Below are 14,880 nucleotides of genomic sequence, written 5' to 3' on the forward strand. Positions count from 1 at the left end.
CGTGCCCCCTGATGCCAGGTAAGGGATCGCCAAAACACCTAATTTTCTGTGAGGAGGAGGGCCGCGATTTTTTGCCTTGCCCGGATGCCTATGGTATTGGCAACCTCAGGAAATCGGTAGGGTTGACAGATTCTAGAATGGGGCTGGAGCTGCGATTCTCTGGATATGGTTTGCCCATGGCTGCCAAAGACCTGTTTCACGATGCCGTCAAACGCGCCCTCGAAAAAGACGGCTGGACAATTACCGACGATCCCCTGTTTCTGCGCTTTGGTGGGCTGGAGATGTACATTGACCTCGGGGCAGAGCGCATTTTTGCTGCTGAACGCAACAACGAAAAAATTGCCGTTGAGGTCAAAAGCTTTGTGGCTCCCTCCACCGCTACCGAATTTAGTACCGCCCTGGGCCAGTTTCTCAAATATCAGCTTGCCCTAGAGGCGGTCGAAGCTGACCGACGGCTTTATCTGGCCGTGCCGATGGATACCTACCGCGATTTCTTCACGCTGGAACTACCACGATTGCTGGTCGAGCGTTACTGTGTGCATCTAATTGTCTACGATCCAGAGGAGGAGGTGATTACCCAATGGCAGACGTGAACCACTACCGCCAGCTTGTTCAAGAGCTGTTGCAGGAATATAGCGATATCAGAGCTAACCACGAAGCGGTTGACGCTGAGGCGATTTTTGACCTTCAGCGAGACAGGTACCAAGTCGTCCACGTGGGCTGGTCGAACAAGCGGCGGGTCTACGGCTGCGTACTGCATGTCGATATCAAAGACGGCAAAATCTGGATACAGCACGACGGCACCGAGGGTGGCATTGCCAACGAACTAGTCGATCGCGGCGTGCCGAAGCACGACATTGTGCTGGGGTTTCACTCGCCCTTTAAGCGTCAGTTCACCGAGTTTGCCGTGGGCTAGCGCGGCTCTTGCCCCACCCACTCCGACAGCCAGTTCATCAGGTTGAGCTTGTGGAGAATCACCTGGCGGGCTTCGGCGATCGCATCCTTTGCCTCAACCCACGCATCCGGGCTCGCCGTCACCTCACGAATGTACTCAATCCCCTTTTCATCCAAACTGGGCAGGCGCAGAAAACTGCCGGAGGGCAAGAGTTTATCCGCCGCGCCGCCGCCATAGTAGATGGGCATACACCAGGCCAGCAGCGCATCCCAGAGCTTTTCGCTGGCGTACCAGTCGTTGCCCGCAAAGTTCTCGATCGCCAGGTTGTAGGTGTAGGGGGCCATGCCCGACCATTTGTTGCTGAGTTCTCCCGCCGTGCGGGTGCCGGGGGGCAGGTCACGTCCGTAGACCTCAACGGGCACGCCGCTCTCCTGAAGCTGCTGTAGAAAGGCCAGCCGCTGGCGGTGGCTCTCGGTGCGGTTGATGCCGGAGGTGATCCAGCTACAGGGGCCGTGCTTTTCGGGGGGCGGCGCTTCGTTCAGCTCGCGAAAGGAGACATTCACGTACCAGATGGCGGGCATGTAGGCAGGCACGGGGGCCGAGTCGTCGGGGCCAGAGACGTAGCCGCAGTAGTCTCGGGCGTAGGCGTAGTTGAACAGATTTTGCGATCGCACCTCGGGCAGGGGCGGCTCGCGCAGCAAAAAGGCGATCCGCTCTTTGGGCACGTGGCGAAACTGGGGCGGTAGCCGATCCATAGCATCTCCTGGGGCATCCCCTGGGGCTTCGGGTTTTGCCAAGGGCAGCGCGCTCAGCCACCGCTGCCTTCTGGATTGTGGCCTGGGGGCCAGCTGCTCGTGAAAGTTGAACTGGTACAGAAGTAAATAGTCGGGCCGGGGGTCTTGGGACTGGAGCTGCATCCTGCCCCATACGCCAAAGGGCTGGGGGGTCTGCTTCCACAGCCAGTCGCACTGGGTGAGGCCACCGTAGCTAGAGCGCATGCCGACAACGGGGAGGGCCATGGTCAATCGTGGGGGGAGGAGGTTTGGGGGATAGGAGCGAGGCTGGTGGGGGAGATGGGGGGATGGGGAGATGGGGGAGATGGGGGAGGTGGGGGGGAGAGGCAGTTGGCTACGGCGGCGGAGACTTCCTGGGTAAAGCGTTTGGTTGAGAACAGGGACTTTTGCTGGGCCAGGGCGTTGAGCAGGGTGGTCTGGCGATCGCAATTCTCCAGCACCGCCACAATCTTTTCCACGGCGTCCTGGGCGCTATCAAAAATCAGGTCGGTGTTGGCGGCGTTGACAATTTCGATCTGGCCGCCCCGGTTGTACACAAAGGGAATCATGCCGGCGTTGACCATTTCGGCCACCGAAATGCCAAAGGGCTCGGGCTTGTGGTGAATGCCGTAGCGGCAGCGGGCCAAAACGTTGAGGTAGTCGGCGTAGGGCAGATCGCAGTGGAAGGTCACCCAGTCGGCGTTGGCCGCCGCCAGCTGGCGCACCCGGCGCTCGTAGCCCCAGCCGTAGGTGCCGCCGCCGCCGCCCGTGATGTGCAGCTTGACGTCAAACCCGCGCTGGCGCACCGCCGCCAGAATTTCGATTACGCGGTGGGTTTGCTTGGCTACCACGACGCGCCCGCTGCACAGAAAGGCGGTTTCTTTTTGCTCCCACGGTACGGGGGCAATGGCGGTGGTCACAGGCGGATAGACCACCTGAGCGTCGATGCCGTAGGTTTGCTGGACCACCTCGGCGGTGCAGAAGGAGTTGGTGAGGGAGCGGTTGGCTTTGAGGTTAGCCTCAGAAAACCGCGACAGCCTCAGCATGAGCCGCATCACCGGGCCAGCTTTTTGCCGGGGCTGCTCGACCACGTTCACCCAGTGGATGTATTGCAGGCCGGGTCGCCCCAGGTCAACGGCGTTGTAGGTGGAAATGGCCAGGTCGTACCGGGAGCTGATCGCCTTAAAGCGGCGGATCGACCAGTGAATCAGCGCCAGCCGCACCCAGGGCAGGTTGGCGATCAGGCTGTGGACCAAGCGGGTTAGCGCCGGGCTGAGCATGGCCCGCACCCGGAGGCGATCGCGGCTCAGATTGGTGCCGTACATGGCGTTGAGGTGGGCCAGATCGACGTCAATGAGGGTGAACAGGGTGACATCGTAGTCGTCGGCCAGGGCCACCAGCACCCCCAGGGCCACGGCCTCGGCCCCGCCGCCTAAAAAGTAGGGCTGCCAGACGGCAATGGTTTGGCGTGGGGAATGGGTCATGGCATCACCGCTGGCTGATCGGCAAACTGGAGGTCGTGGAGCTTGGCGTAGTGCTGCCCTTTAGCCAGCAGCTCGCGGTGGGTGCCCACCTCCACCACGCGCCCCTGGTCGAGCACCGCAATTTGGTCGGCCCGGCGCACGGTCGAGAGGCGGTGGGCAATCACCAGGGTGGTGCGGTTCTGGCTGAGTTCGTCGATGGCCTGCTGCACCAGGCGCTCGGAGATGGTATCGAGGGCGCTGGTGGCCTCGTCGAGAATCAGAATTTCGGGGTTTTGCACCAGGGCGCGGGCGATCGCCAGCCGCTGCCGCTGCCCGCCGGAGAGCAGCACGCCGCGATCGCCGATCGGCGTGTCGTAGCCCTGGGGCAGCTTGAGAATAAACTCCTCGGCGTTGGCCCGCTGGGCTGCCGCCATTACCTCGGCCTCGCTGGCCTCGGGGTAGCCGTAGCAGATGTTGTCTTTTACCGACGCATTAAACAAAAACGTATCCTGGCTCACCACCCCCACCCGGCGGCGAAAGGAGCGAATGTCAAACGCCTTGAGATCGATGCCGTCGATCTCAATCGCCCCCGAGTTGGGGTCGTAAAACCGGGGCAGCAGGTCGGCCAGGGTAGATTTCCCCGCCCCCGAAGCCCCCACCAGGGCCAGGGTTTGCCCCCTGGGCAGGGTCAGGTCCACCCCTTGCAGCGCCCAGCCTTCGCCCTGGGGATAGCGAAAGGAGATGTGGTTAAAGCGAATGCCCTCGCTGAGCCGTGAAAAGGGACGGTGCCCGGAGGTCATGAAGGGTTTATCGCTGCGGTTGAGAAAGGCGTCGAGCCGCTCGGTACTGGCTACGTTGCTGGCAAACTGGCTGCGGCTGCTGTTGAGCTGCCCAATAAACGGCAGCATGCGAAACAGCACCACCAGGTAAATCAAAATAATCGACGAAAAGGTCTGCATCTGGTTGGCAAACAGCGATCGCCCCGCCACAATCAGCGCAATAAACGCCATAATGCTGAGCATTTCGTTGACCGGGCCAATGCTGGCAAACACCAGCTGCGACCTGAACTCTGCCTCCTCGCGCTGCTGCACCAGGCGATTGATCACCGCATACTCGCGGTCTTCGTTGGCCGTTGTTTTGACCAGGCGAATGCCTGAGAGCACCTCAATGAGGCGATTCGACAGCGCTGCCGCCGCGTTGGAAAGCTCTTGCCCGTAGCCCTTTGCCTGGTTAATCGAGACCTGGTTGGCCAAGGCCACCGTTGCCATCAGCAGCGCCGAAACCAGGGTTAGCTGCCAGGAAATCGCCATTAAAATGACTAGAAAAACCAGAATAGTCACTATTAAGGTGGCAATTCTGGCCAGGGTGCGCACCGCCGTGGCGACTCGGTTAACCTCGGTGTTGAGGTAGTTCATTAAATCGCCCAGCCGGACGTTGGCGTAGTAGTCTAAATCGACGTCTAGCAGCAGCCGCAGGCCGTCGCGCCGCAGATGGCAAACGTAGTCTCGGCTCAGCAGGCTAGAGATGGCCGTGCCGCCGTAGTTGGCGACATTTTTGAGCAGCAGCGCCAGCAGTAAGCAGGCCATCAGCCCCAGCGATCGGGATTCGTCAGACACCCCGTCAAAAACTGAGAATAACGACCTGAGCAGCGGCGGAAAGCTGGTGTTTTTTAAGATGTCTTTACCCAGCAGATCTAGCATCAAAGGAATAATGAGCGTGATGCCAATGCCGTTAAAAATAGCCCCAGACAGCCCCGACAAAATCGATAGAAAAAACCACAGGGGCGACCTCCGGGCAACGCTGATTAAAAGACGATTGGCACTCATAACTCAGGAATTATAAACAGGCTAAAAGGTCGTGCAGATGGGCGGCCATGGCATCAATGCTGAAAAACTCGCAGCACCGCGCCCTGGCCTTTTGCCCCAAACATTCAGCTTTGGAAAAATCGGCAAAAATAGTCTCTATCTGGCTGGCCAGATCCTCCGGCGAGTCTGGCTCGGCCAGATACCCCGTGTTGCCCAGAATGCTGGGGATATCGCCCACCCGCGTGGCCAAAATTGGTTTTGCCATCGCCATGCCGTCGGTGAGCTTGAGCGGAAACTGGGCCTGGGCCGCCGGGGTGTGGCGCTGGGGCACCACCACGACGTGGGCGGCGGCAATCACTCTGGGCATGTCGGCGTAGGGCTGCTTGCCCAGGTGAATAATGTGCTGGGGCCAGCGATCGCGCAGGGTGCGATCGTAGTCGTCGTAGGGGCTGCCCCCCACAATCACCAGCTTCAGGTCGGGCTGATCCAGCACATCCATCGCCATCAGCACATCCTCCACGCCCTTGTAGGGGCGCGGCGCACCGGGGAACATCAGCACCCGGTAGCCACTGAGGCCGTAGGCGGCGCGGCTGGCGTCGGGATCGTAGCGATCGGGGTTGAACAGCTCGGTATCTTTGCCGTTGGGGATGACTACACCGCCAAAGCGCCGCTGCAAAAAGCCGTTGTGGGTGGTCACCCGGTCGGCCCTGGCCACCCACCGCTCCAGCCACCGCAAATAGAGGGGATGATCGGGGTGGCGAAGCGCCCCCTCAGATTTCAGCAGATCCCGTCCTAGCTGTCGGGGATTGGGGCGGTAGCGGTAGTCGTCGCCCCCGTGCCAGCTCAGCTCCCAGTCGTCGATATCGAGCATGACCGGGCGGTGGTGCCGCAGCCGGTGCAGCAGAGCCAAGCCAAAGCTGCTGGGCTTGAGCTTGTAGGCGTAGATAATATCGCCGCTGAGCTGACGGAAGAGGTCTCCCACCGCCTGGGGACCGATCGCGCCCCTGTCCAGGGGAATGGTTTTGAGGGGAATATCGGCGGCGGGCTGGTTTACCTGGCTGGGGGGCGCTGGGGCTGGCCCCTCACAATCCGCAGAGAACCCCACGATTTCGACCGGGTAGCCCATGCGTTGCAGCGCCTGGGCCAGCAAAAATGGACGCACGGCCCCGCCCCAGCGACCGGCCCCTTTGCTCGACAAGTCGCTAACTAAAATTGAAACCCTGGGCCGCGCTCCTCGCCTATGGGCAGAGAGGGCAGCAGCGCTAAATTTGGGCTGGGGGCTAACAGTGGGGAATTGGTCAAGCATGGAGTCTACAGAGCCATTAAGGGGGCAGTGGCCAGTGGACAATTACGTAAAACGGGAACACACTTCACTAGCTTGCCCATCTTGGTCGCTATCCTTAAGGTCGCAGCCTAACCTTTGGCCCGTCGCTAGCCTTCAGGTGTATCTAGAAATGCGATCGCCTGGGGGTGCGCTTAAATGAAGTTACGCCAACGTTTCTTCTAGCTGCACCATGCCATCCCCTCTGCCTGGAATGGACCCCTACCTGGAGCATCCCCAGTCGTGGCCTAATTTTCACCACCGCCTGATTACCGCGATCGCCCCATACCTCCTCTGGCGGCAGCAGATGAGCAGTGGCTGGAGGAGTGGCTGCACCAGCAGGGGATGCGATAGCTGCGAATCAATCTCTTACCCAGGCAGAAAGCGCCAATACTCAAGGGGTCAGCCAATCTCTTCGTTGACGGGGAAGCGGTTCATCAGGTCTTTGGCGTCGCGGGCGGCGGTGCGCAGCCCGTCGCTGATGTAGGGCACGTGGGGAATCTGCGACAGCACATCCAGCGTGCGGCGCAGAATGCGAACGATGTCGCCCTCGTCGAGGCTGGTGTTGCTGCACAGGGTGACCCAATCGACCTGGAGCGCCCACTGCTCGACCAGGCCCACCAGATCGTACTCCATCCAGATGGGGGCGGCGATATGGCGACGGTGCTGCTGCTGGTAGAGCTGGCGGCGCAGGCTGTGCAGCCCCCCCAGGGCTTCTTCCACAGTGCCCGACAGCTTGTAGCGGCACCAGCTGTCGGGGCGAGAGTTTTCGGTGACCAGGGCGGCGCAGGCGGCGGCCAGCTGGGCGGCATCGAGGTGGTCAAACTCGCCCGACTCCAGAGCCAGGGCCAGCCACAGCTCGTTGTCGCCGCGAATGGCGGCGGCCATTTCGCCCAGCTCGGTGGGTTTGTTGTCGTCGAGGCCGCCAAAGTGCTTCAACACGTCCATGATGTTGAGAAATTCTTGCCAGTAGCGGCCCGTGTACTGGGCTAGCTTCTGTTGGCGATCGCGCCGTTCCTCTTCCAAATCCCGCAGCCGCTTCTGGCGCTTCAGCAGACCCTTGGTATTCTCCCACTGGCTGGCGGGGTGGGTGGCCAGGGTGTGCTCCACCTCGCGCATGCGATCGAGCTGCTCCTGCACCTCGGGGGCCAGCATCTCCAGGCTGGGGGGAGTGGCCATGGTGGCGGCGATCGCGGCGGTGTGGTCGTCGCCCCGGCAGCGCTTTCCCGGACTGGGCACCAACTCCGTCGGCGGGGCCAGGGTATCGACCGCCTGCAACCGGGGAATATCGGCGTGGAGGCCGACCACATCGGCGGCGGTGACCACGTACCACTGGTTGGTTTTGGTCAGGCACACCAGGTAGGGAAACTGGCCCGATCCCTGCACCTTGGTGACCAGCACCGCGGGTACCGGCTCACCGACGGGAATGTGCTTGCCCTTGAGGGAGAGCAGGGTGCCCGCGATCGCAAAGGGCACCATCTTGGCCACATCTTCGGCCAGCACCTGGGCGGCCTGCTGCTGGAGGGTTTTGAGCAGGCGGCGTTCTTCCTTCAGGCGCTCTTTGAGCTTGGCGTACTCGGCCAGCAGCCCCTCATCGAAGGCGGCGAGCTGGGCCTGCTGATGGGCGATCGCTCCCTCCAGGCGATCGATCTCCTGCTGCTGGGGCACCAGGTGCAGGGTGGCCAGGTATTGGCCAAAGCTGCGCTCGATCAGGTCTTTGGCCTCATCGAGGGTGTGGGTTTGCAGCAGGTTGAGCACCATGCCGTAGCCGGGGGTAAACTGGCTGACCAGCGGGTCGGCCCCGGAAGTGGCCAGGTGCACCGCCTCCCGCGATCCTTCAAAGGGGCTTTCCACGGTGACCACGTGGCCCTGGAGATCCATGCCGCGCCGCCCCGCTCGGCCCGCCATCTGCAAAAATTCCGACGATGTCAGCAGGCGGTGGCCGCTGTCGGTGCGCTTGGAGAGGCTGGCGATCACCGTGGTGCGGGCGGGCATGTTGATGCCTGCGGCCAGGGTTTCGGTGGCAAACACCACTTTGATCAGCCCGGCCTGAAACAGCTCTTCCACCAGGCCCTTCCACAGGGGCAAAATGCCCGCGTGGTGGGCGGCGATGCCCCGGTACAGCGGCCCCACCTGGCCCGCCCGGCCCGCATCCGGGTTGTGGGCCAAAAAGGTGTCAATCCGCAGCTTCAGTTCGGCGGCTTCTGCTTCGTTCACCAGCGACAGGTGGCTGACTTCATCGATGGCTTTGTCGCAGCCGCGACGGCTAAAAATAAAGTAGATGGCGGGCAGCATATCGCGCTGCTGCAATTGCCCCACCACAAAGGCCAAACTGACCCGCCCGCCGCCGCGCCGACCGGGCTGCCGCTGGGGCGCGCGCTGCTTTTTGAGCTGCGGGTTGATCGCCTTTTGGGCGTCGTCGAGCAGGGGCACCAGCCGCTTGCCGGTACAGTAGTGAAACTCCAGCGGCACCGGGCGAAAGTCGGAGTAGATTAGCTCGGTGGGGCCGTGGACTTTTTGCAGCCAGTCGGTGAGCTGGCCCGAGTTTTCGACTGTGGCCGACAGGGCCAGCAGCTGGATCTCGGGCGGGCAGTAGATAATCGACTCTTCCCAGACGGTGCCGCGCTGGCGATCGTTCATGTAGTGGCACTCGTCGAGCACCACGGCTTCGACCTGTTGCAGGGTCGTGCCGGTTTCGCCGATGCGGGTGCCGTAGAGCATGTTGCGAAAGATTTCGGTGGTCATCACCACCACGGGGGCATCGCGGTTGATGGAGAGATCGCCGGTTAGCAAACCGACATTCTCGTAGCCAAACTGGTCGCGAAAGTCGCGCAGCTTTTGGTTCGAAAGCGCCTTTAGCGGGGTGGTATAAAACACCCGCTTGCCGTGGGCCATGGCCCGGTGGATGGCGTATTCACCGATGAGGGTTTTGCCTGAGCCGGTGGGGGCGCACACCACTACCGACTTATCGGCATCGAGGGCGGCGGCAGCCTGGTGCTGAAAATCGTCGAGGGGAAAGGGGAAAAGCTGGGCAAGGTCTAGCACAAGGCTGACACCGGATAGGGTCGACACTATTCTAGTGTGCCAAGGGATGAGCGAAACAAGCGCAAGGCAAGAGCACGAACTTGCTCTGGCAGATCGTAGGGTGCATAGCGCTAAGGCGCGGCTTTGCCAACGCGCAGCAATGCACCACCCCCCTCGAGCTAAGGCGCGGCTCTGCCAACCCGCAGCAATGCACCACTCCCCTCGCGCACACCTCCCACGCTACCCCCGCAAATACCGATGGACACTCGAATAAGCCCAATCTACAGGGCACTTTACCAACCCATGCTTCACCGGGTTGAGATGAATGTACTCACAATGGTTCACAAAATCCTGCTCATCTCGAATGGCATGCTCCCAATAGCGGCGCTGCCATAGATTTCCCTCCCCCCGGCGCTCTCCCGATGTACTTTTCTCCGAAGGCAGCGCCAACTCTTTCCCGCAGGCCTTTGTCACCATAAGCTTGATCAACCGCCAGCGTTTTGCATAGTCGGCATCAGACTTTGGCAGTGTCAAAATGCAGTGGAAATGATCGGGTAGTAGCACAAAGGCATCGATCGCAAAGGGATATTTTTGTCGCACGGCAACAATAGCTTCTCGCAGGGCATGTCGGCCAAGATCGGTGCAAAGCCAGGGATACCTTTGGTAAGTGACGTGGGTGAAGAAGTAGCTACCGCCGGATCGGTACAATCGTCGGTAATTGGGCATTGGGGTGAAGCGAGGAATTTTGTTTAGGATGCCCGGTTGTGGTTGAGATGTTTGAGTTGTCGGGGCTTTAGCGGTGCATTGCTGCGCGAATGCACCCTACGGTCCTGTCTACCATCAGAGTCAGCAGCTCCACAGTTGATCTCGGCGTTTATCAGGTAGGGCAAACATGGCGCTTGTTTTATTTGACTCGGTGGCAACGTTGAACCCCATTAATGTAGCTCGGCTGACGCTAGTAGAGCCGATGGAAGAGTCTGCTGAGCAGCTGGCGCGGGGGCAGGTGGGTACGGTGGTGGACGTGGTTGACCAGGGTGAGAGAAAGCACTATCTGGTGGAGTTTGCTGACTTGGAAGGGCGGGAATATGCGATGGCGTATTTAGTGGAGTCGGAACTGCTGCCGCTGCACTATCAGTTCACTGCGGCATAGAGCCTGAGATCCCAGCAGTAGGGGTGGCAGTGCCCACACCTACTGTCTCAAAACCCCTAAAGGGGAGTGACTGTCTTTTAAGTCAAGAGGAATTTTGGCCGCTTAGGTCTTTGTCTTGCCATAATGGCGGGCGAGCCCTCAAGTGACTGACATAACTATGGTTGTTGAGCTTCTCACCCCGGTTGCTACCTGGGCGCTGGGTAAAGCCGCTGATACTGTCTGGACGCTGGCAACAGATCAAGCGCAGACGACGCTGCAAAAGACAGATGTTGAGCAGGCAATTAAGGCCGGATTGGAGGCAGTGAGGGTATGGGAACAGTCGCTGGAGGTTCCGGCTCTGCTGTTTAAGCGCTGTGATGACAAGCAGAAGCGACAGTTTTTGGAGCAGGTGTTTGCCAATGCTGGTGTGGTAGAGCAGCTTCAGCGTCCGCTGGTGGGTAAAGGTGAGCCAGATGTAGGGCTGTTGCAGGCTTATCTTGAGCGGGTCGCTGGGGATGAGGGGGTTGAGCTGACGACTGCAAGCTTGCTTCAGTGGGTGCAGATTTTTAGCGCTACCTATATTGAAAAGACAGCGCTTTTCACGAAATACGAGGTTGCCCGGCAGCGCTACCTGCAACAGCTCGCTCACTGGTATGACGATGTGAAGTTTCTCGGCATCTCTGTCGCTGGGCAGGAGGATACTAAGTCGGAGAAGCTGCTGCAAATTTTTGTCATGCCAGATGTGAAGCAGCGTAAGCCAGATGCTACGGAGGCATCTGGAAAATCATTCAGGAATATATATACATCTGAGGAATTACTTTCCCTTGCATTAGGTGAATATGAATATGAATCTCTATTGAACGCCCGACGGTCTAAAAGATTGCTGGCAGAGCAACGCCAGCTAACTTTTTTACTCAAACAGGAGGGTAAGACCTTCTCGGCAGAAGCATTGCTAAAGCAGAGTCCCTTCCATAGGTGTGTGCTGCTAGGAGCACCGGGCTCAGGCAAAACTACGCTGATGAGCTATTTTGCTGTGGCCTCTGCTATCGAAGAAACGCCCGTCAATCTGGGTTTGGCAGGTGATCACCTGCCGATTTTGGTGCGCATTCGCGATTGGGTGCGGTCTACCCATACGAATCTACTGGACTACGTGCGCTGGTTCACCACGGATAAGCTCAACGTGAGGAACTTGCCGACAGGCTTCTTTGAACACTGGCTGGAGGCGGGCAAGGCGCTGATTCTGCTGGATGGTCTGGATGAGGTAGCCAGCGAATCGCGGCGGGATGAGGTCGTCAACCAGATCGAATGCTTTTTACAACACGATACCTATCGACACAACCCGGCCATCATTACATCGCGCCCGGCTGGTTATAAGCAAGCCTACTTCCGCACGGAAGAGTTTCCCCACTACGACTTGCAACCGTTTGACCAGAAAAAGATTGACCAGTTTATTCAGAACTGGTACGACAACCGCTTTCAGGATCGCGAGGAATCGCAGCGGCGGCAGCAAACTCTGAAGCAAGCTTTGTCGGAGCGCGATCGCATTCAAGTACTAGCCAAAAATCCGCTGCTGCTGACGATCATTGCTCTAATTCATCGCTATGAAGCCTATCTGCCCCGCGATCGCCATCAGCTCTATAACCGAGCTGTGGAAACCCTGCTGACCAACTGGGATGCCAACAAAGAGACGGGCTATAAGTGGCCGCTGGAATACATCAAGCGCGATGCCGTGCGCCGCATTATGGAGCAGCTAGCTTACTGGATTCATAGCTACGGCAGTACTGGCGATGCTGAGGGCGGCACGCTAATTGACCGTGAAGAGCTGATACATCAGTTAGGCCGTTTCATTGCTGAGGAAGCAAGTATCAAGCGCTATCAGGCCGAGGCCGAGGCCCAAAGATTTTTAGACCACATTCGCGAGCGTACTGGCTTGCTAAACGAGCAGGGCCAAGACTGCTATGCCTTTGTCCACAAGACCTTTCAGGAATATCTCTGTGCTCAAGAGATTAAGCATCGGGCTGATGAGGAATATGACCTGGAGCTGATTCTTACGCCGATTCGTGAGCACCTGCACGAACCCCACTGGGAAGAGGTGCTGCTGCTGCTGATTGCTCAGCAGCCTAAAAAACGGGTGGCCACAATCATTCAGCAAATCTTGGATCATCCTGCCCCTTACGAGCAGTGGCTGCACCGCAACCTCCTTTTTGCAGCCTCCTGTCTGGCCGAGAACGTAGAGCTTACCGATACCCTACTGCTTGAGCGCATTCTCGATCCCGTGGTGGAGTTTGTGGCAACAGAATCGCCCCTGGTTGCTTCGCGGCTGCAACAGCAGGCCACTAAATGCTTGCGTAACTTGGGCGAGACCACGTTTCAAGACCTGGCCTTGCAGTGTTTAGAGGCGCAACATAGCAAAATTGACCCTATCCAGCTACAGCAGCTTCGGTTTGCCCTAGGCCAAACAGCCTTAGCAACCGCCGCATTGGTTTCTCTGTTCAGCGATGACGAATGGTTCGTCCGCTATAAGGCCGCAGAGAGCTTAGGTCAATTTGCTCAGACCTCTTCCGGGGTGGTGGTAGCGTTGATTGACTGCCTCAGTGATGAAGATAGCAACGTCCGCTCTAGTGCCTCGTCTGCCTTGGGCAAACTCGCTCAGGTCTCCTCCGAGGTGGTGACAGCGTTGATTAACTGCCTCAGTGATGAAGATAGCAACGTCCGCTCCAGTTCCGCATCTGCTTTAAGTCAACTCGCTCAGGCTCCCCCCCCCGAGGTGGTGACAGCGTTGATTAACTGCCTCAGCGATGACGACAGCGACGTCCGCTTTAGGGCCGTATCTGCCTTAGGCCAACTCGCTCAGGCTCCCCCCGAGGTACTGACGACGTTGATTAACTACCTCAGCGATGATGACAGCAACGTCCGCTCTAGGGCCGCATCTGCCTTGGGCCAACTCGCTCAGGCCTCTCCCGAGGTGGTGACAGCATTGATTAACTGCCTCAGTGATGACGACAGCGACGTCCGCTTGAGGGCCGCATCTGCCTTAGGCCGACTCGCTCAGGCCTCTCTCGAGGTGGTGACAGCATTGATTAACTGCCTCAGCGATGACCACGGCGGCGTCCGCTATACTGCCGCATATGCTTTAGGCCGACTCGCTCAGGCCTCCCCCGAGGTGGTGACAGCGTTGATTAACTGCCTCAGCGATGACGACAGCGACGTCCGCTCTAGTGCTGTAGAGGGCTTAGGCCAACTCGCTCAGGCCTCTCCCGAGGTGGTGACAGCATTGATTAACTGCCTCAGCGATGACGGCAGCGACGTTCGCTCCAGTGCCGCATCTGCCTTGGGCCAACTCGCTCAGGCTTCTCCCGAGGTGGTGACAGCATTGATTAACTGCCTCAGCGATGACGACAGTGATGTCCGCTTGAGGGCCGCATCTGCCTTAGGCCGACTCGCTCAGGCCTCTCTTGAGGTAGTGACAGTGTTGATTAACTGCCTCAGCGATGACAAATCGTGGTTCGTCCGCTATAGGGCCGCAGAGGACTTAGGCAAGCTAGCTCAGGCTTCTCCCGAGGTGGTTACAGCGTTGATTGACTGCTTTAGCGATGACAACATCAACGTCCGCTCTAGTGCCGCATCTGCCTTAGGCCAACTGGGTACTCCCGGTTCGCTCATTTCTAAGGTGGTTCGTCAGATACGGGCCCCAGCAGGGTGTAAATACTTACCGGGAAGTTGAGAGCCTTTAAGATCTGCTGCTGTAAAGGCGTCAGCTCCGTCAGATGGGCATAGGTCTGCCCTCGTGCATTCACCATGACTAGAGTAATGTCGCGAAAACTGGCCAACAGTAATTCGGCTGTCGGACGTGCCGTCGCCCGCTTGGGATTACCGATATATAGCCCTGAGAGGGTTTCTTGGTGACCAGCTAAGGCTTGACGCATCTGAAACTCCACCAGCGTTAACAGCCGCAACCCCATCGAGAGTAAGCGAATTAATCCCTTGATATGGTCTTCACGCTGTAAGTACATCGGGGAGAGGGAGAGGGGATGCCCTTTGAGTCGGCTAAAGCTGTGCTCCACCAGATATTCTTGGCGGTAGACCGTCACGGCTTGAGGCAACGATAATGCCGCTGCGGGATGATTGGTGACATAGACCCGCCAGCCCAAGGTTTGCATCTGCTGGTTGATGGCCTCAGTTTCTAGGGTGCCATTCACCTGGAATCGACGGTGCTCCACCATCCGAGCCGGGCGGTCCCGGTAGCGACGCACAGCGTGTTGCTCCACCTGTTGTGAGTAGGTGAGTTGAACGTAGGCCTTGACCCGGTAGCGGGTGAGAATCGCCTCGGCGGCTTGCGCTAAGGCGACCTCATCGGGAAAGGCTTTCTGGCCGCGCCCCGATTGATTGAGCGCCGCTAAGGCCGTCTGGGCGTGCTCAAGTCGAGCTTGGAAGGCCTGCTGGGCGGATTGAGCATAAGCCAAGGAGTAC

12 protein-coding genes are annotated in these 14,880 nt (G+C 59.0%); 5 read left to right on the forward strand and 7 right to left on the reverse strand.

The features are described from left to right. Positions 1–176 precede the first annotated feature (176 nt). Both LEPTO7104_RS0130780 and LEPTO7104_RS0130785 read left to right on the forward strand, forming a co-directional pair. Positions 177–593 (forward strand): XisH family protein, encoded by a 417-nt coding sequence (locus tag LEPTO7104_RS0130780; RefSeq protein WP_017302415.1) that lies wholly within the window; start codon positions 177–179, stop codon positions 591–593. Then, positions 581–916, forward strand: a complete 336-nt coding sequence (locus LEPTO7104_RS0130785; protein WP_017302416.1) for a XisI protein — start codon at positions 581–583, stop codon at positions 914–916. The genes LEPTO7104_RS0130780 and LEPTO7104_RS0130785 overlap by 13 nt, the downstream gene beginning before the upstream one ends. On the opposite strand, the gene LEPTO7104_RS0130790 is transcribed toward LEPTO7104_RS0130785, so the two are convergent. From LEPTO7104_RS0130790 to LEPTO7104_RS0130805, 4 genes are read right to left on the reverse strand one after another with little or no spacing between them, the layout of a single operon-like run. Beyond that, a complete protein-coding gene (locus LEPTO7104_RS0130790; protein WP_017302417.1) occupies positions 913–1,914 on the reverse strand; it encodes a glycosyltransferase family 10 domain-containing protein in 1,002 nt (333 codons plus the stop codon). The two genes, LEPTO7104_RS0130785 and LEPTO7104_RS0130790, sit on opposite strands and share 4 nt — an antisense overlap. A 2-nt stretch (positions 1,915–1,916) precedes the next feature. Beyond that, on the reverse strand, positions 1,917–3,152 hold the full coding sequence (locus tag LEPTO7104_RS0130795) for a glycosyltransferase (protein ID WP_017302418.1): 1,236 nt from the start codon (positions 3,150–3,152) through the stop codon (positions 1,917–1,919). Then, positions 3,149–4,957 (reverse strand): ABC transporter ATP-binding protein, encoded by a 1,809-nt coding sequence (locus tag LEPTO7104_RS0130800; RefSeq protein ID WP_017302419.1) that lies wholly within the window; start codon positions 4,955–4,957, stop codon positions 3,149–3,151. The genes LEPTO7104_RS0130795 and LEPTO7104_RS0130800 overlap by 4 nt, the downstream gene beginning before the upstream one ends. Positions 4,958–4,967: 10 nt before the next feature. Beyond that, a complete protein-coding gene (locus LEPTO7104_RS0130805) occupies positions 4,968–6,134 on the reverse strand; it encodes a glycosyltransferase (RefSeq protein WP_017302420.1) in 1,167 nt (388 codons plus the stop codon). A 316-nt stretch (positions 6,135–6,450) separates the two neighbouring features. On the opposite strand from LEPTO7104_RS0130805, the gene LEPTO7104_RS43990 reads away from it, so the two are divergent. Then, entirely contained in the window at positions 6,451–6,744 is a 294-nt protein-coding gene (locus tag LEPTO7104_RS43990) for a DUF4058 family protein (protein WP_264308845.1), read from the forward strand. Here the strand turns inward: LEPTO7104_RS43990 and LEPTO7104_RS0130815 are convergent. Both LEPTO7104_RS0130815 and LEPTO7104_RS39095 read right to left on the reverse strand, forming a co-directional pair. After that, a complete protein-coding gene (locus LEPTO7104_RS0130815; protein ID WP_017302422.1) occupies positions 6,660–9,302 on the reverse strand; it encodes a DEAD/DEAH box helicase in 2,643 nt (880 codons plus the stop codon). The two genes, LEPTO7104_RS43990 and LEPTO7104_RS0130815, sit on opposite strands and share 85 nt — an antisense overlap. A gap of 219 nt (positions 9,303–9,521) precedes the next feature. Next, a complete protein-coding gene (locus LEPTO7104_RS39095; protein ID WP_071527443.1) occupies positions 9,522–10,007 on the reverse strand; it encodes an REP-associated tyrosine transposase in 486 nt (161 codons plus the stop codon). Positions 10,008–10,173: 166 nt separating this feature from the next. Here LEPTO7104_RS39095 and LEPTO7104_RS0130820 point away from each other — a divergent pair, with 166 nt between their 5' ends. Together LEPTO7104_RS0130820 and LEPTO7104_RS36370 are read left to right on the forward strand one after the other, a co-directional pair. Then, positions 10,174–10,431 (forward strand): DUF4926 domain-containing protein, encoded by a 258-nt coding sequence (locus LEPTO7104_RS0130820; RefSeq protein ID WP_017302423.1) that lies wholly within the window; start codon positions 10,174–10,176, stop codon positions 10,429–10,431. A 157-nt stretch (positions 10,432–10,588) separates the two neighbouring features. Beyond that, positions 10,589–14,134 carry a sister chromatid cohesion protein PDS5 gene (locus LEPTO7104_RS36370; protein ID WP_071527444.1) on the forward strand — a complete coding sequence of 1,182 codons (3,546 nt, stop codon included), beginning with the start codon at positions 10,589–10,591 and terminating at the stop codon, positions 14,132–14,134. Here the strand turns inward: LEPTO7104_RS36370 and LEPTO7104_RS0130830 are convergent. Continuing rightward, positions 14,076–14,880 (reverse strand): IS1634 family transposase (locus tag LEPTO7104_RS0130830; protein ID WP_017302426.1); only part of this gene is annotated, 805 nt, incomplete at its 5' end. The two genes, LEPTO7104_RS36370 and LEPTO7104_RS0130830, sit on opposite strands and share 59 nt — an antisense overlap.

This window comes from Nodosilinea nodulosa PCC 7104 (genome assembly GCF_000309385.1).
GTDB classification, from domain to species: domain Bacteria; phylum Cyanobacteriota; class Cyanobacteriia; order Phormidesmidales; family Phormidesmidaceae; genus Nodosilinea; species Nodosilinea nodulosa.